Origin of the sequence: Candidatus Laterigemmans baculatus (assembly GCF_010367455.1) — a bacterium.
Classification (GTDB): domain Bacteria; phylum Planctomycetota; class Planctomycetia; order Pirellulales; family Pirellulaceae; genus Laterigemmans; species Laterigemmans baculatus.
On record NZ_WRPR01000077.1, the window covers coordinates 1 to 19,940 of the forward strand.

General features: G+C 62.5%; 17 protein-coding genes and 1 tRNA gene. 5 read left to right on the top strand and 13 right to left on the bottom strand.

Translation table 11 applies throughout. The features are described from left to right. Positions 1–125: 125 nt before the first annotated feature. The 8 genes from GNK13_RS15085 to GNK13_RS15120 form a co-directional block, all read right to left on the bottom strand. Complete coding sequence (locus tag GNK13_RS15085) at positions 126–791, bottom strand: transposase (protein ID WP_164103392.1); 666 nt, start codon at positions 789–791, stop codon at positions 126–128. Between the two features lie 302 nt (positions 792–1,093). Further along, entirely contained in the window at positions 1,094–1,666 is a 573-nt protein-coding gene (locus GNK13_RS15090) for a hypothetical protein (RefSeq protein ID WP_164103393.1), read from the bottom strand. Between the two features lie 432 nt (positions 1,667–2,098). Continuing rightward, on the bottom strand, positions 2,099–4,141 hold the full coding sequence (locus GNK13_RS15095; protein ID WP_164103394.1) for a VWA domain-containing protein: 2,043 nt from the start codon (positions 4,139–4,141) through the stop codon (positions 2,099–2,101). A gap of 116 nt (positions 4,142–4,257) precedes the next feature. Next, entirely contained in the window at positions 4,258–5,295 is a 1,038-nt protein-coding gene (locus GNK13_RS15100) for a VWA domain-containing protein (RefSeq protein WP_164103395.1), read from the bottom strand. After that, on the bottom strand, positions 5,295–6,323 hold the full coding sequence (locus tag GNK13_RS15105) for a hypothetical protein (RefSeq protein ID WP_203545369.1): 1,029 nt from the start codon (positions 6,321–6,323) through the stop codon (positions 5,295–5,297). Before GNK13_RS15105 ends, GNK13_RS15100 begins: the two co-directional genes overlap by 1 nt. Continuing rightward, complete coding sequence (locus GNK13_RS15110) at positions 6,320–7,234, bottom strand: DUF58 domain-containing protein (protein WP_164103397.1); 915 nt, start codon at positions 7,232–7,234, stop codon at positions 6,320–6,322. Before GNK13_RS15110 ends, GNK13_RS15105 begins: the two co-directional genes overlap by 4 nt. Next, on the bottom strand, positions 7,231–8,256 hold the full coding sequence (locus tag GNK13_RS15115) for an AAA family ATPase (RefSeq protein WP_235935198.1): 1,026 nt from the start codon (positions 8,254–8,256) through the stop codon (positions 7,231–7,233). Before GNK13_RS15115 ends, GNK13_RS15110 begins: the two co-directional genes overlap by 4 nt. A 195-nt stretch (positions 8,257–8,451) precedes the next feature. Beyond that, positions 8,452–9,387 (bottom strand): hypothetical protein, encoded by a 936-nt coding sequence (locus GNK13_RS15120; RefSeq protein WP_164103398.1) that lies wholly within the window; start codon positions 9,385–9,387, stop codon positions 8,452–8,454. 324 nt (positions 9,388–9,711) lie between these two features. On the opposite strand from GNK13_RS15120, the gene GNK13_RS15125 reads away from it, so the two are divergent. Further along, positions 9,712–11,475: a DUF3352 domain-containing protein gene (locus GNK13_RS15125; protein ID WP_164103399.1), complete on the top strand. Its 1,764-nt coding sequence runs from the start codon at positions 9,712–9,714 to the stop codon at positions 11,473–11,475. Between the two features lie 25 nt (positions 11,476–11,500). On the opposite strand, the gene GNK13_RS15130 is transcribed toward GNK13_RS15125, so the two are convergent. The 5 genes from GNK13_RS15130 to GNK13_RS15150 all read right to left on the bottom strand — a co-directional run bounded on the left by GNK13_RS15130 (position 11,501) and on the right by GNK13_RS15150 (position 14,542). Continuing rightward, on the bottom strand, positions 11,501–11,959 hold the full coding sequence (locus GNK13_RS15130) for an SRPBCC family protein (protein WP_164103400.1): 459 nt from the start codon (positions 11,957–11,959) through the stop codon (positions 11,501–11,503). A gap of 29 nt (positions 11,960–11,988) precedes the next feature. Then, positions 11,989–12,073 (bottom strand) — tRNA-Leu (locus GNK13_RS15135). 395 nt (positions 12,074–12,468) lie between these two features. Beyond that, the gene (locus GNK13_RS15140) at positions 12,469–12,762 is read right to left on the bottom strand and encodes a TlpA family protein disulfide reductase (RefSeq protein WP_203545370.1); all 294 of its coding nucleotides are present in this window, start codon (positions 12,760–12,762) and stop codon (positions 12,469–12,471) included. 160 nt (positions 12,763–12,922) lie between these two features. After that, positions 12,923–13,963, bottom strand: a complete 1,041-nt coding sequence (locus tag GNK13_RS15145; RefSeq protein ID WP_164103402.1) for a hypothetical protein — start codon at positions 13,961–13,963, stop codon at positions 12,923–12,925. 66 nt (positions 13,964–14,029) lie between these two features. Continuing rightward, complete coding sequence (locus tag GNK13_RS15150) at positions 14,030–14,542, bottom strand: hypothetical protein (RefSeq protein WP_164103403.1); 513 nt, start codon at positions 14,540–14,542, stop codon at positions 14,030–14,032. Positions 14,543–15,693: 1,151 nt separating this feature from the next. Between GNK13_RS15150 and GNK13_RS15155 the strand changes: the two genes are divergently transcribed. The 4 genes from GNK13_RS15155 to GNK13_RS15170 all read left to right on the top strand — a co-directional run bounded on the left by GNK13_RS15155 (position 15,694) and on the right by GNK13_RS15170 (position 19,799). Beyond that, entirely contained in the window at positions 15,694–17,871 is a 2,178-nt protein-coding gene (locus GNK13_RS15155; protein WP_164103404.1) for a trypsin-like peptidase domain-containing protein, read from the top strand. A 1,088-nt stretch (positions 17,872–18,959) separates the two neighbouring features. Further along, positions 18,960–19,148, top strand: coding sequence for a hypothetical protein (locus tag GNK13_RS15160; protein WP_164103405.1), 189 nt, complete (start codon positions 18,960–18,962; stop codon positions 19,146–19,148). Continuing rightward, positions 19,145–19,615, top strand: a complete 471-nt coding sequence (locus GNK13_RS15165) for a hypothetical protein (protein ID WP_164103406.1) — start codon at positions 19,145–19,147, stop codon at positions 19,613–19,615. Before GNK13_RS15160 ends, GNK13_RS15165 begins: the two co-directional genes overlap by 4 nt. A gap of 31 nt (positions 19,616–19,646) precedes the next feature. Then, positions 19,647–19,799: a hypothetical protein gene (locus GNK13_RS15170; protein ID WP_164103407.1), complete on the top strand. Its 153-nt coding sequence runs from the start codon at positions 19,647–19,649 to the stop codon at positions 19,797–19,799. Positions 19,800–19,940: the final 141 nt, after the last annotated feature.

The window sequence follows — 19,940 nt, forward strand, 5'->3', positions numbered from 1 at the left end:
TGCGCAACTTTCGCGGAGCGAAAGGCGACTATGGAAAGTAGCGTTTGTCTGCGCAACTTTCGCGGAGCGAAAGGCGACTATGGAAAGTAGCGTTGGCTGCACAACTTTCGCGGAGCGAAAGGCGACTATGGCTCGTAGACCCGATAGAAGTAATCTTGCTCTGGTAATCCTGCTTTGAGGCCGTTGTCCCGAATATACCTGCGCAGATATTCGTACTGCTCAGGGCTCCGGACCAAATGATCAAAGGGTTCCTGTTGCCAGAATTTCCCCTTCTGACCAATCACTAAATTGATTTGTCGCGCCGAGAAATGCAGCCATGAGTCGCACTGGTTGACCAGAGACTCCTCGGAGGCAAAAGCAGCCAGCAAGTGGACGTGGTTTGGCATAACGATGAAATCGCCCATGCGATAGCGATCGCCATCGAAGTGCAATAAGGTCTCGCTCACAATCTCTGCGAGTTCTCGCTTGCGGAGTTGGCACGCCCCATGGCAGTTATCGAGGAAGTCTTCACGGCAGCGATCGAACTCTTTGCGAAATTGGCCACGCACGACGCGGTCCGGCGTCGGGAGCACTTTGGACCAGTGCTGATCTGGGGGGCAGCCATGCCGCAGCATCCAATCTTGTTTCTCACGTTCCCAGCGATAGATAACTTCTTGGGGGATGGAGTCCGCAGTCCTGAAAGTGACGAAGATGATCGCGCCGGCTTGAGACCAATGAGGCCGGTAGTGGTCGCGGATATCCAATTCCGCCGTGGGGTCGAATAACTCGCCGAGAAGTCCGGGCTCGAACATTGCACGTGCTCCGAGCAATAGTCGCCTTTCGCTCCGCGAAAGTAGCGTGGCCTGCATAACTTTCGCGGAGCGAGACGCGACTGTGTTACGTGGCCTGCATAACTTTCGCGGAGCGAGACGCGACTGTGTTACGTGGTATGCGCTACTTTCGCGGAGCGAAAGGCGACTATGGAGTTGCAGTGATTGCGATATCCACATCCTATCGGTCTTGCAACCCCCGCGACGCCATGTGAAGCTGCTTTCGTGGAGCGAGAGTTGGCGATGCAACATTGCTCACGCAACTTTCGCGGAGCGAAAGGCGACTATGGCGCACTGGGCTCGGCAGCTTCTTCCGCCGACTCTTGGTTCTCCGGAGTTTGAGTCTGCGGACGCTGATTTGCGGGCGCTGGGGCGGCGCCGGCTCCGAACATCTCGAGCATCTTGATGTAGCCGTCCAGGGCGTCGGCGGAAGAGCCGGGCCCGAGATCCTTTTGCAACTCCTTCAGCCCCTGACGCGACTGTTCCATCTGCTGACGCGCGTTGCCGAAACCTCCGCCGAGCGATTGCTGCAGCAGACGATCGATCTGCTCGCGTACCATCGGGCTCTGCAGCGAGGGAAGCTCGCTGCTGACCGGGGGCGGGACGCGGTCCGCCGCTCCGAGCGCCTCGCTCAGCGGCTTGTCGCCCAGTCCGATCACGCCCACCTTCTCGCGGGGAATCTTGACTTCGCCAAAGTTCTCGCTGTCGATCACGAGTTCCTTGCCGTTGAGCGAGATCACCTTGCCGACGATCGTGTCGCCGTTGGTCAAGCGAACCGAATCGCCAACCACGCTGCCACCGCTCAAGGTGCACGCGGCGATGAAGGCGGAGGCTGCGAAGGTATGGATGAGACGCATGATTTTTCACTCCATCCGAGTGGGCCGGCGGGAACCGAGCACGAGACGCAAACGTTGTCAAACCCCAGTTCGTGCAATCGGGATGCCCAAGCCGAGCCGCACCAACGCGTCAAATCAGCCGCCACGCGCTAGCGTCCGGTTCTCACCGCCTTTTCGGAAACCGGGGGCTAGGCTCTGTCAGAAAACCCCTAACGACACCCTCCCCCCGGGAGGGTCGCGAGGAACGAGCGGGGAGGGCGATGCGCGACGTCGAGCCTCTAATTGGAGTGATTCAGCGGGCCCCTCTCCGGGCCTGAGAGCCCGACCCTCCCGGGGGGAGGGTGATGGGGAACAGCGGTTTTCTGACAGAGGCTAGCGCCCGGCGGCTGATGAGTGATCTGGACGAAAGAATCCATGCGGTCCGTAGCTACGCTCACCAGCGGAGAACACCGCTCACCAGGGGAGACCACCAGGGCTCGCAGCCGTCTCCGTCGGCGGTTGCGGCTCATCCCCAGCCTCCTGCTCGGCCCTCCTGTTCTGCTCGTTCTCCCTCGCCCGCTGGCGGATCCGACGCAGCTGGTCCTCGGCCTCACCACTGCTCAGCGGCTCTTCCAGATCCGACTCGGGCGACGCCTCCGGTGGCGCGGCGGGTCCGGAATTAGAGCCCCCATCATTCCGACCCGACCGACCGGGCCTGTGCTCTCCCGAGCCTTCTCGCCTCGAGTCGCCCTGTCCCGAATCGCCTTGCCCCGAATCGCCTTGCCCCGAATCGCCTTGGCTGGTATCGCCTTGGCTGGTGTCGCCTTGGTCTGCATCGCCTGGGTTGGAGCCCGCTTGCTCGCCAGCTCCATCGGCACCCGATTCGGACTGATCTCCACGCCGGTTCTCGTCTCCGTCACCCCTTTGCGAGTCGGGCGACTGCTGCTCGATCTGCCGCAGGCGGCGGTAGGTGATCTCGATATTGGCTCGCGCGTCCCTGCTCCGCTGTCCCTCGGCCAGGGTCTGCCGGTACAGCTCGATCGCCGTCTGCAGCCGCGTGATCGCCTCTTGCTTTGAGATGCCACCGCGGTTGGCAATTGCATACTGGGTGTTCGCCAAGTTAAATCGAGCTTTGCTTTGCAGTTCCTCGTCTCCCCAGCGTCGCACCCGGTCGAACAACGCCTCGGCTTCCCCCCAGCGGCCATCGCGGTAGGCGTCGACTCCCGCATTGTAGAGCTGACTCGACTCGCGCACCGACAATCGGCGGAGCGGCGTGGGTGTTTGAACCGTGGGTGATCGAGGGTTGGTCTGCTGTCCGTTGAGCGATTGCCCATCGTGAAAAATCGTCGCTGCCGCGAGGAGCAGCCATGCGGCGGGGCGCTGCAGACCGCTGGCGAAACTGGAATTCACGACGGCCGAGGATCGCGATTCCATCAGCAGCAGTTCCAGGCCGAGCAGGCCGACAGCGGCGAGCAGCAGCCAATGAAAACGCGGGGCCGCCTGTCGCCGATAAGACCGCTCAGTATTCTCCCTCGCCCCGCGCAGCGTGCGACTGAGCAAACCGGCTACCGCCGTCGAAGCCGCCTCAGCCGAAACAAACTCGCCTCCCAGCCCCTCGGCGATCTCGCGAAGCAGCCGCGGATTCGCCCGCGATCGCACGAGTTGTCCTTCGTGAGTCAGGAACGACTCAGCCACTGTGTTTGCCGAGCTCGCAGGCTGCGAGTCGGCCCGGTCTTGCTCGCTGCCCTCGAGCGGAATCGGGGCACCCTCGTCGGCATCTCCGACTCTGATCACCAGAACCTCGGTTCCTTGGGGCAGGGGAGTGGCCGACAGCTCGGGCTCGACACCATGCGTCTCCCCATCGGTGATGACGAGCAAAAGTTTGGGGGACTGCATCCGTTCAGCAAAGCAGGTGGCTGCGGTTTCCAGCCCGGCCTGAAGATCAGTGCCGGCCGCGGGCCCGTTGCTCGGGGCAAGGCGGTCGAGCCGCTCGAGCAAGCCTTGATAGTCTCGTGTCAGCGGCATCTCGATCTGGGGCACGCCGGCAAAGCTGACCAGCGCCACCGCCCCACCACCGGCTTCTTCGACCAGCCCGCGAACCATTTCCTGCCCCACTGCAAAACGATTGGGACTCGCATCTCGGGCCGCCATCGATCGCGAGCGGTCCAGCAGGACGACGGTCTGCAGATTCACCGGCTTGACCGGAATCAGCGCGGCCCCGCCACGTGGATCGGCCATCGCCAACACGATCAAGATGAGCGCCCCGATCCGGCTGCCAAAGCTCAACCACCGCCGCAGCCGTCCGGCTCCCGCGCTGTGAACGTCGCTGGGCTGTGCCAAACGCGGGCTGCCGAAAGCCGCGAACAACCGCCGGCGGAGACGCGTCCGCACCGCTTCAGCGACCAGCATCACGACCGCGCACGCCGCCACCAGCCACAGCCACGTGAGCCGCTCAGGCTCGACGAAACCATCGACAGCGGCGGCGATCGAATCGGAGATGGAGTGGAGTGATGTCATGGGCGAATCTATCTAGACAAAGCCGCCATAGTTGCCTTTCGCACATAGTTGCCTTTCGCTCCGCGAAAGTAGCATTTCTCACGCAACTTTCGCGGAGCGAAAGGCGACTATGTGGTCTACAAATCTCCAACAGCTGGTAGATAAATCGTGCGGCGAAGGATCGTTTCGGCGGCGAGCGCTACCAAGCCGATCCATGCCAGCGGTGGCAGCTCCCACGGCCCCAGCCGAAACCATTCGACGGCCCACTGGCGGCGCGTGGCCAACCGGCGCTGGGTCAATTGCGTTCGCTCCAAAGCGTCGATCGAGTCATAGATGGCTCGCAACGATCGAGTCTCGGAGACGCGGAAGTAAGTCCCTCCGGTTCGCTCGGCGAGCGACCGCAGTGGATCGGTTTGGCCCGATGATTCGCTCTCCGCCAAGCCGATCGCATAAACGCGAATGCCATAGTGTTGGGCCAGCCGAGCCGCTTCGCCGGGAGTGAGCTCGCCGGCGTTCTGCTGGCCGTCAGTCAACAGAACGATGATCCGGGTCAGCTCGGCCGTGGGGTCGCGGAGGTGCAGCGAGCGGTCGAGTGACTGGAGTTCGGCCACGGCCAGTGCCACGCCGTCTCCGATCGCGGTCCCGTCACGGCGGTAGTCGGCAGCTGGCCGCATTTGCTCGAGGCTGGCCACCACCTGCTCATGGTCCAAGGTCAACGGGCAGACCGTTTCGGCGTCGCCCGCAAAACGGACCAGCCCGATCAGATCATGGCTTCGAGACCCAGAGCCGCGGTCCCCGATGATGAAGCGGTTGGCGGCATCGACCACCGCGCTCAGCCGTGAGACCCGACGCCCCTCAAGCAGAATATCGTCACGCCGCATGCTGCCCGATCGATCGACCACCATCGCGATCGCGATCCCTTCGCTGTCGGTCAGCTCGGCGGCTCGCCAGTCAAACGGCTTTGCCGCAGCGATAATCAGCGCCGCCATGCCGAGCAGCCGCAGCAGGGGGACGACCCACAGCGTCGACCGCCGCCACGTCCACGACAGCGTGCCCAGCTGATACGAGACATTCAGCGGGACCGCACGGCGACGGCGTTGCGAGTGCTGCCACAGTGCGAGCACCGGCAGAGCCAGGAGCAATAGCAAGGCGTAACTGGCGGGCGGCTCGAACATCACCCTCCGCCTCCGCTGACAGCCCGGTTGGACTCGTCGAGCGAATCATGCACGATCCGCCGAGCCGCTTCCATGCACTGCCGCGCTTGCTCGACCGTGGCGACGCTTCCGGCGAATTTGATCGCATCCGCCTCGCGGAGCACCCGACGCACGGGAGCGGCCAACTCGGGGCGACCGGCAACGTGCTCGATCCACTCGTCGGTCGTTCGGTAGATCGGCCGCGGACCCTCAGCGATTTGCAGTCGTTGGCGGACTACCTCGGCGACGGCCACGATCAGCTCGTCGCTGGCCATCGCTCGACTCAATCGAGCTTCGTCCAGCTGTTCCAGCTTTCTCTGCAGCCTCCGCGGACTCATCGGCCGAGAGTCGCTCCAGCGGTGGAAGCCGATCGCGGCGAGGCGTGCTGCGAGTCCCGTCGCGGAGACTACCAGCCCCGCTAAGGCCCACTCTCGCCACGTCCACGGAACGATTACCTCCGGATGGATCTCGCGGAGTTGGCCGCTGTCGAGCAGGCCCAGCGACGAGCGGACACGGATCGCCAGCAGTGGCGTCTGCCGCTCGACGGAAGAGGAACCAGTGCGGGGGACCGCCTCATCGCTCAAGAACCGAACCGGCAGCGGATCGATCCGGTGGCGACCCGGCAGGTACGCTTCGACGGTGAAGCGAAGCGTTTGCGTCACGCGTCCGGATCGAAGCACTTCGCGCGGCTTGTCGGCTTCGATCACCCGCAACTCGCCAAATCGCTCGGGCAACTCCGGCAACTTGATCGTCCAGCCTTGCGGGGCCGAGGCCGTGAGCGTGAGCGAGACAGGTTCGGCAACCGCGACGCGATCGCGACCTGCTTCGAAGACGACGACGAACGGGTCTTCGGTGGAGGCCGAACTTTCGGCAGCGAGCGGTTCTTCGGCTGCGAACGCTTGCTCGGTGTTGGAGACGCCGCAAACGACCAGGAGCCCCGCGGCGACGGTGAGTCCTATCGAGACGAGCCTCACGAAGTTGCCCGGGATCATGGTGTCGCGCCCCATCATCGCGGCTCTCCCCGGCGATCGAAGAACCGGCGGAGGGCGACTGCCACATCCTCGTGGCTACTCAGGTGCAGCACCGGGAGACGCAAGCGGGCAAAGAGCTCGTCGCGTCGCCTCTCCATCGCTGCGGCAGCCCTGCGGTATTCCTCTCGCTGGCGACGGCTGAAGGTGTCGAGCCAGAGCATCCGCCCGGACTCCGGGTCGCGCGTCGGCAGAAGCCCGACGCGGGGCACTTCTCTCTGCAGCGGATGGTGGCAGACGATCGGGATGAGCTCGTGCGAAGCGGCAGCGATGCGCAGGGCGCGCTCGTACCCAGCGGCCAGGAAGTCGCTCAGCACGACCGCGGTGCAGCGACGCCGTTCGGTGCGGAGGAGTCGCTCCAACGGTGGACGCAGATCCGTCGGCTGACTCGCCGGTTCCCAAGCGACCACGTCGCGGAGAATCCGCATCGCGTGCTCGGTTCCACCGGCCGGCGGAATCGCCAACTCGACGCGATCGGTGAACAGCAGCAGCCCCACGCGATTCTCGTCCGCGCTGGCCACGAGGGCCAATACCCCAGCCACTTCGCAGATCCGATCCCAGGGCGTCGCACCGAACGGCGGGGCGGTGACCGAGCCGCTGCCGTCGATGATCAAATAAACCGTCGACTGCCGCTCCTCGCGGAAGAGCTTGACGAACGGTCGACCCGAGCGGGCCGTGACCCGCCAGTCGATCGCCCGCACGTCGTCGCCTGCTTGGTAGGGCCGCGTCTCCTCGAACTCGATGCCCTGTCCCTTGAAGGGCGAGGCGTAGCTGCCAGCCAGCTGCTGGTCGACCAACGCCCCGCAGTGGATCCGCAACCGGTGGACCCGCTGCAGCAGATCGCCTGAGCGGCCCGAGGTCGAACCGTCCGCACGCGAGCGGCCCTTGCTCATGGGACCGGCACTTGGCTGAGGATCATCGCCAGCACATCGTCGGCCGCTTTTTGTTCGGCCAGTGCCTCGTAGGAGAGGACGATGCGATGGCGGAAGACGGCGGTCGCTACTGCTTTGACGTCGTCTGGCGTGACGTGATCGCGGCCGGCAACGAAGGCCGAAGCGCGAGCCACATGGGCCAGCGCCAACGTGCCTCGCGGAGAGACGCCGAACCGCACCAAGTCGCCGACTTCGGAGCCGAAGCGGTAGGGATCGCGAGTTGCGGCTACCAAATCGACCACGTAGTCCTCGATCGCGGGACTGACCGAGACTCGCCCGATCGCGGCTTGGGCAGCGGCCAACGACTTGGGCGTCAGAACCGGTTCGATCGGCTCGGGCGAGTCGGCCGGGTGGAGCGACTGATGCAGCATCGCCCGCTCGTGGCGACGCGCCGGGTAGCGGACCACCAGCTTCAGCAGAAATCGATCCATCTGGGCTTCGGGCAGCGCGTACGTTCCTTGCTGGTCGATCGGGTTCTGGGTGGCGAGCACCATGAACGGTTGGGGCAGCGGGAGGGTCTGGCCCGCGATTGAAACCTGCCGCTCCTGCATCGCTTCGAGCAGTGCACTCTGGACTTTGGCCGGAGCGCGGTTGATCTCGTCGACCAGCACCAGGTTGGCGAAGATTGGTCCCGGTTGGACTTCGAAGCGGTGTTCTTCGGGGCGATAGATCTCGCTGCCGATAACGTCGCTCGGCAACAGGTCGGGGGTGAACTGCAGGCGGCGAAACGTCGTGTGGACCGTGCGAGCAAGCGTGGCGACTGCGGTCGTCTTGGCCAATCCCGGAACGCCCTCGATCAGCACATGTCCGTTGCACAGCAAGCCAAGCAGCATGCCACGAATCAACTCGTCCTGGCCGATGACGACGCGGCCGATCTCGGCCATCGCCCGCTCAATGCCCGACCGCACCGCAGCAGCGTCCTCGGCGCTCGCCGGGTCGTCCGCTGCAGTGGAAGTTTCGACGGAAGAGTCGTTGGCTCTCACGGATCCCTCTAAATTTGCGTCGCAATGGGGCTCTGTCAGTCAACCCGCCTTCACCCTTACCCCTGGGTCACTCAGTCGTTTAACGGCAAGCCGAAGGCGACGGTGTTTTAGAAAGCAGTCGCCTTCGGCTTGCCGTTAAACGACTTTTCCGCGATCCGTCCTGCTGCGTACGAATCCAAGGTGGTGCCGTCCAGCTCAATCTCGGCTCATCGTGACTTGCCGCATCCGCTTGCAAAGCTCATCGAGATCGGTGCGGATTTCCAGCTGCTCGCGCCGCATCTGGCGGAGCAGGGTCAGCGAGTAATGCTTGGCTGCTTCCTTGATCATCGAAGTCAGCGTGGCGATCGCGATTCCCAGGACCGCAGCGGCGACGCAGAACAGCGTGAACGAGCGGGGCTGGCCCCACCAGTAACTGTTCAAACTGGCGATCGTGCCGAGGATGATCAGCGCGATCCAGCACGCCGAGAGCAGCAGACGCCGCAGCAACCGGGTCCGCCGGTACTGGCGGTCCAGGTCGGTCAGCTCCGCAGCGTCTTGGCGAAACCACGCCCCAAACAGCTCGCCCAGCAAGATGCTCAGCGGATACAGCGAGAGCAGTCCGGCGGTCAGCCACGCCAGGCGTCGAGTGAGCCCGCTCAGTCGATCCTCGCCCAGCCGTTCGCCGAACAGGCTGGAAAGTTCAGACAACGAGCCTTCCTCGAGTGAGCCGCCACCCAGCCGTTCGGTGAACCGCCGCACCGCTTCGGTCGCTGCCTCGGCCTCGGCGACTGGATCCGAAGAACGCGTCGGCGAAGAATCCGCGCGACTTGTGGCGTCACGCTCTTCCTTCGACTCTACCTCTTCGCCCGTGCTTGTTGGCTCCGTGCTTGTTGGATCCGTTCGCGAGCCGGACGGGCGATCGACAAACTCACCACTTTCGGGGTCGATTCCCAGGAAATCGTGCAGCGGGCTAAAGGGACGCTCGGAGTCGGTGGATCGCTCGGAAACGGGCTGCTCGGCCGCTTCGCTCGCCCCTTCCGCGTCGGCTGCTTGCGGGACCGCCGCGGCGACCGCCACAGCCGCCCCCGTGATCCCGCACGTACTGGCGATCCAGCACAAAGCGACGATTGCTCGTCCCACGCGGCCGATCACGCTGTCACCCCCTCGATTTTCACGTTGCTCGTTTTCCCGGTACGCAGGTTGCCGCCCTAGTGCTGGTGCAACTGACATGCCCCCAAGGAGCATCCGCCGCCGAGCGATTTATCAGCCGCCACGCGCTAGCGTCCGATTCTCACGGCGTTTTCGGAAACCGGGGGCTAGCGCCCGGCGGCTGATGAACAATCCGGGCTAGCGCGTGGCGGCTGGTGTGACTGCGGGCGATGTCTCTGACCATTCAGATCCACGACTGGGGCCAGATCCACGACTGGGGCCAGATCCACGACTGGGGCGACACCGACCGCTGACCGGAGCCGACCGATGATCCGAACCGCACCTTTGATCTTGCTGCTCTTTGCTGCCGTGGCGGGAACGCTCTCCAGCGCCGTCGCCCAACCGCCAGCCCAAACTCAACCGCCAGCCCAAACTCAAACGAACACGGAGCGGACTCCGCAGCAGGCGGCCGATTACTTGCCGGCCGAGACGCTGTTCTTCGCTCGCTTGCCGGACGTTGCGGCGTTTCGCGAGCAGTGGCGGGATTCTTCCTTCGGGGCTCAGGCCGAGGATCCCGCGTTTGAGGACTTTTTTACCAGCGTGGTCGATCGCGTCTCGGCTCTGACGGGCGGGGCGGGGATCGACCTGACCGAGCTGTGGACCGAAGTCGAGGGCGAGCTCTCGCTGGCCGTGGTCCGCAACTCGGCCGACGATCTGTCGCTCGTGGCGGTCGCCGAGTTTGGCGACGCCGGCAAAGCGGAGGCGATGCTCCAGCGGCTTGAGGCCAAGCTGCAAGGGGAGGGGGCCGAGCCGACCACGCTCGAGACGACCGACTCGCAGCTGAAGTCGTGGCGCCGCGGCGGCGACGCGCGAGTCCCCAACGTCAGCTACTTTGCCGAGGGTTCGACCGTCGTCTTCAGCGACCGGCTGCAAACGCTGGCCGAGACCGCTCGCCGCGGCGCTACGGCCGACGCGGAGACGTTGGCCGAGAATGCCGAGTTCCAGCATGTGTCGCGGCGAGTCATCCCCAGCGGCGAAACTTCGGGAGCCCACTGGTACGTGAACCCCGCGCAGGTCGTCGCCGCCGCAGTCGACTCACGGATGGTTGGCAACCCGAACCCGGCCGTGATCCGCGGGATGATCGATCGCATGGGGCTGGAGCAGTTCCGCGGCTTTGGGGGCTCGTTCTATATCGGCAAAGGAGGCATGGACAGTCTGTCGTCGACCTACGGCCACGTGGACACGCCGGTCGACGGTTTGTGGAAGGCGATGACGCTGCCGGCGACTGCCCAGCGGCCGCCCAACTGGGTCAAGGAGGACGTGTCGCTGTACTCCCAGATCAACTGGAGCGCCCAGCGGTTCTACGACACGCTCGAAACGCTGGTCGACCGGACGAGCGGCGAGGGAACTTTCGAGTCGACGATGGGGAGCCGCCCGATTGGCCCCTCGGGAATGAGCTTTGCCGAGCTCGCTGCCAACCTTGCGGGCCCGGTGCATATCGCCGCGGAGATTCCGACCGACGCGCGGCAGCTGACCCGCCAGCGAGCCGTGCTGGCCATCGGTGTCGAGAACGCGGAGGAGCTCCGGCAGATGGTCCGCCAGTACGCTGAAGGTGCGGGAGCCGAGACGCTGCGGGCCGGCGACCAGGAGGTGTATCGCTTCGAGCCCGATGTCCCGGCCGTTGGCGGGCTGCCGCCGCTGAGCTTCGCCGTGGCGGTTGCCGAAGGGAGTTTGATGGTCTCACCCAACCCTGAGTACCTCCGGCAAACGCTGGGCGAGCGGCAGTCGCTACGTCCCCTGGCCGAGTCGCCCGAGTACCAGCAGGTGGCAGCCCAGTTCCCCGAGCGGACCTCGATGATCAGCTACCAGCGGCAAGACAATCGCCTGTCGGGGCTCTATGAGCAGCTGCGGTCGGGGGTGCTGAGCGGAGGGCTGCCGGGGCTCAGCGGAGAGCTGCTCAATTTCGACTTCACCAAGCTCCCGCCGTGGCCAGCGATGAGCCGCTACCTGCAGACGACCGGCAGCTTCATCGTCCCCGAACCCGACGGCTTTCGCATCGTCACCTTCGCCTTGCCCCCAGGGGAACAGTGACCGCGCTGGCTTTGCGCACTCGCCGCTAACCGTTGTCGGGAATTTCGGGCTCGACGAGCCGGGCCAGTTGCTCGAGCGACTCCTGCCAGCCGAGGTAGCACATCTCCTCGGGGATGACGGCGGGAATGCCCTCTTGGACGATCTTCAGTTCGGTGCCACAAGCCACGCTGCGAAGGTCGATCGTAACGAGCATTTCGTCGGGCAGATTCTCATCGTCGAAGCGGTCTCGATGCTGAATGCGTTTGCCCGGGACCAGTTCCACGAACTCGACCGCGAAAGAATGGCTGCTCCCGGTCCCAAAATTCGTGAACGACATCCGATAGCCGCCGCCAACGCGAGCGTCGATCGCCTCGATCGAGCCGGTGAAGCCGAACGGCGGCAACCAGCGTTCGAGGGCGCGTTGGTCGACGAACGCCTTGTAAACCCGCGCCGCCGGCGCCCGCAGCACACGGTGCAGCCGAACCGTTCCCGTTTGGTTTGGCATCCAATCCTCCTGAGTAGCTAAAGAACAAGTGGCCGGAGCGGGACTCGAACCCGCACAGGGATTACTCCCCGGGGGATTTTAAATCCCCTGCGTCTGCCATTCCGCCACCCGGCCAAGAGTGGTTTTGTTTATAAGTAATAGTGCGTGTGGCGTTGGCGGGGCGGGCTGCGTTCCCGGTTTGGGCACCAAATAGGGCACCAAGGCCACGGCTCACGGTCGGTTCGGCGGGCTGATTGTAGCCTCTCTCGGGCCGTCGTGGAGCCCGGACGAGATCGCCCCCTCTGTAGGGTTGTTTTGCGGCCCGGGGCTACAACTTGGCCCTCCCGAATTGTAAAATTTGGCCCTAAATTACAATTCGGCCGGTGGGAATTGGAGTCGAACGCCTGATGGACCCTGCGAGATTCACAGAAGCCAAGCCGGGCCAGCTCCGCCGCTTCAAAAATCCACAGACCGAACCGGTGCCGTGAGTTCCCGTCGCGAGCGTGATGGTTCTGAACGATGGCCGTCCGCTAGTCGGACTGTCCTGCCTCGCGGAGTTCGTCTAGCTTGATCGTCAAGCGATCATCACTCAGGAAGCCGTGTGCGGTGACTTGGCCGTCCGCGTCTACCAGGACGTAGTAGGGTACGACGTTGCGAGGATAGCCCACGATGGCTGCTTCCTTCGACTTTGCAGCGTTTAAGGGCGTCACGACGGTCGGGTACCCAAGCTTTGCTTCGCCCAACACCTGCTCCACCTCCTCCGGCGAGGTCCCGTCCGGGTGAACGCCGACGATGGTCACTCCATCCTCCGCCAGTTGTCGCAAGTCTGGAAAATCTCCTTTGCATGGCGCGCACCAGACGCCTCAGAAATGAACCAGGTAAGGTCGTCCTGCGAGGTCAGGTCGACTCCCGCCAATCCATCCGTCAAGCGGTAACTCCGGGGTCGGCTTCCCAATCAGCTGCTCATAGGAGTTCCTCAGCGCGTCATCCACGAGCGGCTGAACTTCCCCGGAAATCGATCTGTTGGGACCAACCGTGTAGGGCCCCCCCTTCGATTTCATCGATGACCCTCGTGTTCGCCGGAAACTGGAGTACAAGGTCCGAACGTTCGACGCTGCCGATCTCAATGTTTTTCACAACGATGTCGTTGATCGCCGTTTGATGCCCGGGCCGCTCAACGCCGTTGCTGATCACCTTACGAATGCGCACCGGGAGGTCGAGTCCCTTTGATTCTCTTGTTTGCAGTACGTCGAATGCGACGAAAAATCGATATTCCCCAGAAGCCTTTTCGGTAATGTACCTCCGGAAGCGGACGGGTAAGAATGTTCGTGCCGGGGCAATATCAACGGTGGTTTCGGCGAATTCTCCGGTGCTGGCATCGGACTGCCGAGTGCGAAGTATCACCAGCCCTCGCTCTCTGTCGACGGTGATCTCCGCGTCATCCAACCCCGACAGCAGCCCGGCGAGCAGCGAATTTCCGAAATACCGGTTCTCACCCGGATACCAGAAGTTGTACGTATTGTGGGTATCGACTATGTCCTGGTACCTGCCGATTCGGCCACTCGCCGCATGCTGTCCTTCAGAATGTGTGACATAGCCCCTATTGACCCCGCTTCGAGCGTCAAAAAGGTTGACGACGCAACTTTTTACGGGACGACCGTCACGAGAAATCTCCGTCGTTTTCGAGAGGTAACTTGCACCGATTCTCGCCTGGCTGTACCTGCGCTGGTAACCTTTCTTCTCTTCATCACGTAAACGCGGGTCGAATTCATAGTGGAGCTCATCCACCTCGGCGTTGAACATCGCGGTCTCGATCTCGAAGCGGACATTTTGCGTGAGCTCGATTCTGCGTCGAATTGTTTTCTCGAGCAGAGCGCGCTGATCTGCGGGAGGCAACGCCCCGAAATCGTCCAGACTCGTTGCGGCCGCGTTGGTGGAGCTGGGGGCGGCGAGCACAGCGATGGCCAACGAGATAGCGAGAACCGCATTGGCGAAACAGGGGAGGCGAAAAGGTCGTCCAAACATGGGTGCAACGTCCCTTTAAACCGCATTAATCGTCTTTGGTGATAGCATGGTCGCCCGCCGAGGAGTCTAGTGGCGGACGGCCTCAGGATGGGAATCCGATACGATTTCTACGTCCGGCAGGAGTTCGCGCAGCGCGTCGAGCTGCTCCTTGGTCACAAACGACCATTCGGTAAAGTGAACCTTGCGTAGGTGGGGCAAGTCGGCTAGCGGTGTGAAGTCGATGCCGTCCGCCATCTCGATGTTAACCACAATGCTTTGCAACGAACGCAAATCCGTGAGAGGCTTGAGCTCGGTAAGCTGGTCGCAATCGAATATCAATTCAGTCACGGGATTGAAAGCGTCGATCCCGAGCAGGTCGATCGCGAATTGCGGGACCTTCAGTGCAGAGCCGGCATCGTACCACTCCGATTCGCGTCCGTAGTTGTGCTTGAGGATCACGTGCCCGCGCTGTGCGGCAACCCATTCTCTGCCCTGTCGCTGCAGAATGGCACGACGAACAGGCATTGCAGCGCATATCGCGACAACCGCGGTTGCAATCAGCAGCGATCGAATAGAAAAGCGTCGCATCGTTCCCAGCATGTTCAGCCACCTCATCGGCACCGAGATTATACCTGCTATCCAGCCAACCGAGGTGAGTTGCGAGTCGGAGCCCGCAAGGGCTGCAGACCACCGAACATGCTTCCAGCTTCGGAAAGAGAGTCGTTCCTTCAGTTCCTGCCTGCGAGAACAACGGCTTGGAATGCGCCATTGATCGACTCCTCGCCGCGGCGGGGCGGGATGTCGCCCCGAGCCCGCAAATGGTGGGTTTTCGCGAAACGTCGCTTTTTTCACGACTTATCTGCAGGGGCAACACGGGCAACCGACGAGCCGACTCGCCAAGCCCGAGAACATTCCGATTGTCGCGAAATTTTGCACTGGCGTGACATTTCGATTCACGTGCGGACCGACCGCCAACGGTGGTGGTGAACGATTGGCCTCGCCTGCTCGGCCCGCCCTCCCGAGGCTCCCGTCCCGGCTGTTTACTTTCGCGTGGTGCGGAGCGGCCGGAACCGATCTTCCTGCCCTTGGGAACCCGAGTAGTCCGCGAGCCACACCGAAATCAAAATCGTCTGCGTGCCTGGCCGATCCGGCGCATCCGGTGCGTCAGCGACGCCAAAGACCAGATTCGCGCTGAGATGGTAATGCCAGCTCGTGCGGGGCAGTTCATCCACGCGACGGATGACTTCTAGCCCTTCGCCGGCAATGCCGACGCGCCATCTGGCAACTGCCGCGGAATCGCCCGCGATGGATTCAGAATGTGCACATTCCCTGTCGAACCGAGCACGCTCCCGGAGGATTCGGAGCACCTCCGCACATGAGGCGTACAAACTGCCGATTCCGATCGACCGAAATAGCTCACTCCCATCGGCTGGCCGGGCCGTGGCACGGCTAGCGGGCGAGCAAGGGATGATCTTATATGGGCGACGACTAGAAACTGCTGGTGCGTATCCGGCCGGCACTTCGGAAAGCCACTCAGTCGATGACGAATGTTCGAGCGAAGGTTGCGTTTCACGCCCCGGTTGGTGGCCCGAGGATTGACCGCGGCGCGCCGGAGCGCTGCGTCGTACGCTGCCCGCGTGATTTGACGACGGTGATTTGGGCAGCGACGATGAGCCGAATCAGCAGGATCGGTGGCGGCGACTGAAAGAAATCACGCCCGGTATTATCCTTCGTCCGGTACGAGTCTTCTCATGCGTATGCTTTTCATTTTGCTGGTTTGGTTAGGTTGGATCATGGTGATTCAGCTGCAATCTTCGCAAGGGGCGCAACCAGATTCGGATGATTTAGTGTCCGTCGAGCGGCGCGTTCAAAGCGTCTGCAAGACGGCCAGCCCAGCCGTTGTGAAGATCACAGTGTCTTTAGAAGGCGCTCATGGCTGGAGCGGCGTCATTGCAACTGCGGACGGGTACGTGGTCAGTTGCGCGCATCACGCCGAAACCCCCGGCGAAGAAGTGTTCGTTCATCTATCCGATGGCCGCAGTGTTCCGGCTCAGCTGCTTGGTTCGCACGAGTCCATGGACATCGCCCTCTTCAGAATCTTGGATGACGGCCCGTGGCCCTACGTGGCGTTCGGGAAATCGGCCGAGATGAAGCCGGAGGAACTCTGCGTCGGAATCGGGTATCCGTCTATTGATGCCCCTGCCAGTAACCGCACTCCTACCGTCCGTATGGGCCGAATTGTGCTTGCGGATGCCGCTCCCTGGATCGTCGTCAGCTCTTGTCGGGTCGAGCAAGGCGATTCCGGCGGAGGTCTCTTTGACATGCAAGGACGCCTTGTGGGCGTGTGTTCAGGTAATGGCAGCCTGACCAGGGCCAGCACTAGACATGTTGGAATCGAGCTATTTGAGCGGCACTGGAACGATTTAGTTGAAGTAAAACGACTTGAATCGCCTTCCGAAGACGAAGTCTATGCTCACGTCGCCCCCATTATCAATCGCTTCAATAGCCGCCGCATCGACCTCAAACCGCAATACGGATTGGGAAGCATCGATTCCGCCTTTCATCGCTCCATCGTCTCGTTCCCACCAATTGCGGTGGAGGTGCTGTGCGACGGAGAGCAGAAGGTATTGGGAACCATCGTGGGGCCCAAGGGCTGGGTCCTTACTAAGTCGAGCGAATTGTTCGGCGATGTATCGATTCGACTGGCGGACGGACGGGAACTGCCAGCTCCGGTACATGGGACGTCGCACGAGCATGACCTGGCGCTTTTGAAAGTGTCGGGCATCGAGTTGCCACAGATCCGCTGGAGTGACCGCGGCACACCACTTCTGGGGACGATGGTTGCAGCCACGGGGTGCCGACAAGCACCTGGAACTGTGGGCATCATATCGCATCCCGGTCGTGAGGTTCTAGCAGAAACAGGCTGCATCATTCCGTCCATTCAATTGCAGTCAACTGACCCCGCTCCAAGAGTATGGAAGGTAGGCGGGTCTGAAAAGTTCTTCGGCAGTCCGTTTCACAAGGGCGATATTGTCACGCAAATCGAGGGAACTCCCACACCGGACTTCAAGAGCCTCATCATGCTGACCGGAGGGCCTGATGATGGCCGCTTCCCTGGCAAAATCGTGGGCGATCGTATGCGGGCAGTGGTCGAGCGAGACGGCCAGACAGTACAGCTCCATTTCCAGCTTTCCGGGCTGATGAGTCCGTCGACCGGAGATCTTTATCCCAGCGGCCGTTTCACGGGATTTCCTCGCGTGTACAGCACGGATATCTTCGTTCTTCCGGAAATGTGCGGAGGTCCAGTGGTGGATCACTCGGGCCAAGTCGTGGGCATCGTCATTGCCACGGCCAACAACCAAGTCGAGACCTATGTAATTCCCGCCGAAGTCGCACGTAGCACGAGCCAGCGGCTCATCGGAAAGGGTCCCGAGGCCCGGCCTACGGTGGCTCACTCCGATACCCGCCCGATTGTCAGGCCAGCAAGTGTGGGAACCGCGGCGCCCGATTTCGAGGTCGAGACGCTAAGCGGCACGACATTTCGGATCTCCGAGCAGCGGGGCAAGATGGTCGTGCTGTGCTTTTGGATGATGCATTCGGAGCTTTGCACACTGGAACTCCCGAATCTGCGAGCACTTCATCAGGACCTGATTAGCGATGCAGGAGACTGTACGATGATCAGCCTGTACACCGACCCGGAGGAGTGGGAGCCGGACTTCAGGATGCATTCTAAAAAACACGAGGTCGACTGGCCCGTAGCGTGGATTCGTAGCTACTCGTCCGTCTCTGCCGACTACCTCACGCGGCATTTGCAGCCATGCCTAGTTCTGGTTGGCCCCGAAGGAAAGATCCTGTTGCGCGACCACGACGTCGCTAGATTCCGGGCGGCGTTGACTTCAATCATGGCCACGAGCGCTGCTGCCGATTGACTGCCTTGTGCCAAAGAACTGAGCCGAGCTTTCGAACTCGATGAAATTCAGTGGTTAGTGCTCGCGCACGGCTCGGTGGTCTCAATCGATGCTTCCAGGTTTAGCGATTGCTCGCGTGAAACAATCAGCTAGGCGTCCTGGTGGCCCCCACTTCACCGGCAGATGGGCCGTCTTCCCCGCCTAGGGGCTTGCGGTCTCGCCAGCGCGCGTCGGTTGGATCGACCGTGGCAAGTTGTGGGAGGCAACTGCACATTTTCTAGCCCGGAGGATTGCCCGCCAGTGGAAGTAGTGCCGGTTCCGCTTGTCACAGGAGTTCCAGCGGTAGCAGCGACGCTAGACGGCGCGGCCGGCGGATCGGATGCCGATCTGGCTCTTGGGCCGCTGGGGGGCAGCGTCGCCCGCATTCCACTCACGCGGCGGTGGAGGGTTCGTAGAGGTGTTTTCCCTGCTTTGCCGCGCGGCGATTCCTCGTCGCCATCCATTGCCAGCGTTCCAGCAGTCTGGAAATGCCGCATCCGCTGCCAATTCGCCGCGATTCGGAAACGAATTGAAAACGATAGCAAAAGCCCCCCGCCACGGCCCCGCCAGTTGAGCGGACTTAGTGGGGCCGGTCGGGGCCTCCAAAGAGGCCACGTGCCCTGCGGGCGGCCTGTCCGCTGCAGGCTGGCCTCGTGGTGGTCCACGGAGTGCATCGCTCGCCAGCGGATCGCACGCTGGCAGTTCGTCACCGCGGCCAAGTGAAGGGCCAGCCGCGGCGCCCGGTCTGCTTATCGGCTGAAGCGAGCCGTCGCCGCCACCGTTGGTCTAGCCGGCACAGTCCGCCAGCGACGGGGGCTGGAGGCTCTGATTCCCAGCGATTCATCCGATCCGGGGGGCCGGTGGTGACGAAGAGGTGAGAGACGGTGGCGTCGGCCACGTTAACCGGCAAGAGTGGAGGCAGTTACTGTGAAACGCCGGTTGCTCCGAATGCTCACGGGAACTCGATGACTCAGGAACGCTCTCTTTCGTTCAATGACCCGCCGGTTGTCGAGACCGTTCTCACCGTCAATCAGGTCTACGATATGCCGGGCGAGGCAGGGCGGCTCTAGGTGGAAACCGCCGTCGCCCTGGATCCGAAAGGCGATTACATCGTGATGAAGCTGACGGGCCGGGTGATCCACCGCGACGGCGTCGAAGTGGAAACCAGCCTCAACGCCGCTCATCGCTGGGCCGTAAAGGGTTTCGAGAGCTTGACCACCAACGACGCCCGCACAAATCGCTGGGAGCAGATGCAATGAGTAACGTGCTGGACGACTCGGCATTGGCCTTTCACCAGGAAAGAACCGCTCGGACGCAAGCGTACGAAGGTGGCGACGAGGGGCTGATGGTGACGCTGGCCCGGCGCGAGCCCGCCCCGTGGCGCTACGAGTGCCTGGACCACCTCGATAGGCTCCGGGAGCTGCCGGCGAACTGGAACAGTTATGGGGCTTTGCCGATCGCCGATGCGTCGATCGATTACGCCAAGGAGATACTGGTCGCTCTCAGCAGCTTCACCGGGATCTCACGTCCCCGCATCGCGGCCTCGCCCTCAGGATTCGTCGCCCTTTCCTGGGAATGGGAGCACGATACGCGCGAACTGGACGTCGAAGTGCGGGCGAACGGGTTGATTGGCTACGCCTACTCGGACGAGAACGCGCCGAGCGACGATACTGAAGCGGAGACCAGCGACGTCGGAGAAATCGTCGCCATTTTGACTCGCTGGTAATTCGCGCGGGGGTCAAGTGGTCGAACCGATCGTGACGATCGAGGATGAGGGCCTCCGCACCGACAGCATCGATCCCACCGGCTGGCATGTCAGCCGCTTTCTGGCCGTCTCGTCCAATCATGCAATCCGTGGCTGCAGGTTAATTGCATGGCGTCAGAAAACGATATTTACCGTGAAGCTGTGAGGCGGAACCGCCCCTTCCATTCATCTACTTGGGGGCAGAGGACCTGGAAGCGATTGGTGAGAAAACTGCTGTCAGCGAAATACTACGCTTTGCAATTGGCCTGGACGTGCCGTCGTGGACCTTCTCCTGTAAGCTGCCGCG